1 protein-coding gene is annotated in these 3,579 nt (G+C 42.7%); it reads left to right on the plus strand.

What is annotated here, in order from left to right:
- On the plus strand, positions 1 to 3,337 hold a 3,337-nt coding region (locus KDK16_RS10460; protein ID WP_257276024.1), incomplete at its 5' end, for a hypothetical protein.
- Positions 3,338 to 3,579 lie beyond the last annotated feature (242 nt).

Genomic DNA, 3,579 nt, shown 5'->3' on the forward strand with positions numbered 1-3,579 from the left:
GATTCTGCAACTGTTGGAAAAGGCGGTTCTGCACTTTTTTATGGCCTCTGTTCAGCCAAACAATCAAGAGGCAAAGAATACTGACAATGATTATTTTCAGCCGTCCCTGCAACATAATGAAGGAAACCTTGAAACGGCCATAGCGCCCTCACACGGTAAACTTGTGGCACCGTTGCAGCTACTTGTTAAAACGTTGACGCCAGAGGGGAGTATCTGGAATTCAGAAAAGCATCGCACCGTTCTACCGATTCTATGGGGACTGCACCCCAGTGTATTTAAAAATTTTATGGTAGAGCCCGGAGCCTCATCATCCGGATCTTTCAAAAGATTCAAAGCCAGTCCGGTTGTGAACACCGCTATTTTTACCGAAAAACAAGTCGAGCTGCTTCAAAAACTTGTTGATGATAGAGTCCACGAATTCACAGAAGATGAATTTATGAACGTTGTCGACTATTTTTCACCAATAAATTTTGGAAAAGATAGGTATGGTCCTTATTTAGAGTCACCTGCCTTGATAAAAGGATTTGTAAGGAATGGTATTTTAAAATTTAACGAAATACCAAAAGATAAAGTAACAAAAGATATGTTATTGGTTAAGAATAATCTTTCCGGGTATGGCTACGATCGATATGGATACACTCAACTACCTGATGAATTGAAAAAAGATCATGATTTTCTTATTGAATACTCAAGGCTCAATGGTATTCCTTTCGGTACACCACCCGAGCTGGCAGCTTTTATTTATGGTTATCTGGATATTACGGCGAAAATAAAATCCCTGAAAGCACTCCCAGCCAGTTTTAAAAGTGAAAATGATGAATTATACGAAGAACTTATTCGTTCAGGAATGATAGAGCTTAGAGACCTTCCGGAGCCTATTAAAAATAAAAATAAAGAGTACTGCCTTTCACAATTAGCAGATGGCTTGTGTCAATTGTCAGAGGTTCCGGCTCATTTTATGACAAAAGAATCTATCCTGGATTCAATCAATGGTAATCATTGGTATCTTAATTTCGGTGTGATTTTCTCTGGTTTCTCCGGTTTATCTGCTTTATCTCCTTTCTCTGGTAGATACAATATGTTTACCAGAGACCCTGTCTTTTTTGAAGAACTACTGCTCAAAGCTGTCACAGTTGATTTGGAAATGTTTCATAGATTTAATTCTTTATTCGAAGGTGGTTACGATCTCTGCTTAGAAGAGGTATATTCTTTTGCCTCAAAGAGATATAAAGCAGACAGAGAAAAATTTGATTTGTTATTAAAAAGATTGATAAAAGCCAACCCTTTTGTTTTAGTTTATGCTGGATATTTTAATAAACGTTTGTCTAAGGTATTAGTCGATGCAGCAAAGGACTCATTGTTGGAAATATTAAACAGTAGACCCGAAGTAAGCCGGGGTTTTCATGTTTCTCTCCTTGATGAATTCTTTGAAAAGGTGAATGCCGATAACGATTTTAAAACCCATGTCCTGAATATTGTTTATCAATATATGCCTAATCAGAATGAGAAACGCGAAAAACTTCCGGAGGGACTCCTGAAAGCGCAAGACGACATAGTGCTGAAGTCTGAGCCCTTTGGCAGGGGGATTGACCACTTTCTGACCAGGAACTTACGGCCCGACAACCCTCAGATTGTACTTGACTATATTGAACAGAATGCATGTTTTTTGTACTTTTTTAAAGACAAAGAGTATCTGGAGAAATGCAGCGCTGACCCAATAATCCGGCAAAAATTCATACACGTACTTGCACAAAAGTTAGTTGCCGATAAATTAGAATTGTTGAGGACTTGGCAAAAACGCCTTCCACGGCCATTACTGGATGATACTCTGGACTTTCTCAAAGATCCGGCACTTTTCTTTAAACTGGATTCTTCTGACCAATTGACAGAACCCGTTAATCCTCTCAAATTTCAACTGCCCAATACTTCGGCATTCGGATTGGTAGTGGCTGCAGCTGCCCGAGGATTTGGCTTTCATCCTGCGGATGAAGAGTCCGGTCGTCAGTTACAATCAAGATTTGCTCGTGCGGGTGAAACACCCTTTCAACGGGTTTATCCCGGTCAACATCCATTAACACTCTTTGAGAAAGAAGGCACCATCGTTGATGGTCGTACACTGGCAATAGCCAATGGTGAGGTGGTTGATCATTATAAGTTCCAACGGGTTGGAGAGTCTCTGGCTACCCTGGCGCGAGAAGGCATTATGCATGAATTTATTGCCAAAAATGACCGCTTGAAAAGCCAGAAACCCCGTTTTGGCGATTTTCTCGTCGTACTGGAAAAGGATCTTCCCCAGAGTACACAAGGTTTCACTGACCGTTTACAAGTGAACTATGTTGATGGTGAAAGAGCCTTCCTGGTTTACTATTTCCAGGCGACGGACAACTATAGCAAGTACGCCCACACTCCTGATGAAACCAGCACTCCTTACGCTGCTGCTGAACGGGGTCTATTGAATAGCATTCATGATATTGGCGTACTGAATGGCAACTTTGGCATTATGCCTGCGTCAACGATGCAAGCATTTCACTGTAGCGGATGTCGTTGGGTGTTCCTAAGCCCGTTGTTGAAGAACACGATTTTTTTTGCCTTTCCATTACCCGGCAAATTTGAACGCTGGATCGAAGCTATTGAACGTCCTCAATTTGGCTGGAATGGGTTACGGGATTGGGGCGATATTGAGTTTTACGGCTCTATGAAAAGCGGCCTGACTGCCAGAAACTCAAAAACGTCGGGTTATACTCCTGAGGTTTTTCAGCGGCTAAGCTTTGCCAATGCTCTGTGCGAAAACCTGTTGGCAGCCGTGTTGTTAAGATCACGCTTGCGTCGGGAATCCCCGGATTATCATTATCAAATTCCACAGGCCGTGAAAGAGACAGAAAACTTTATTGAACAGCTACTGAACGAATACCTTTCGGGTCTGTTTGCAAAAGAAAAAGAACGACAGCCCAAATCAAGATTGCAAACATTTATGCGGCTTGACGATGCCAAATACCGTTCATGGTTGACTCGTACAGCTCAGGAGATCCTTTACTGGACTGCCCCGCAACCTGATGAGGTCACAGACCCTTGTGCATCTACCCTTTCCAGTGAGTGCTACTCAGAACACTTAAAGCGAACCGGGCATCTGGATAAAATACTGTACCCAGCAGCTTTACATCCCCTGGAAGCGCATAAAAAATTTCCCAGAGACTTCCGCAGGGCCAATGGTCAGCCCTCTCTCGGAGCCGATAGGGCTGTCTTTCCACTGGTCAGTCTGGTCAAGGGACTGACGTTGTTTGCCAGCCATATTTTTGCATTCGCAGACCAATACATGGCCGGGGATAATCCAGAATGACGTTGATATTCACCGGTGCCCCAACATCCTGACGAACCATCCTGTTACGCATCAATAATCAGACCACTCCTGTGAGTGATTTTTGCGTATTTCGATTCTCACGACGGCAACCCAATATCAAAACGCGAGTATCCGCGCAATGCTTCGAGCTTGATGGGGAGCAAGGAATTTGCATGATTTCTTTTTTGCCGGAATCAAAAATATTGACTAGGCTGACTCGCTACTGGCGCTCATTATGAATT

This window comes from Endozoicomonas sp. SESOKO4 (assembly GCF_024606275.1).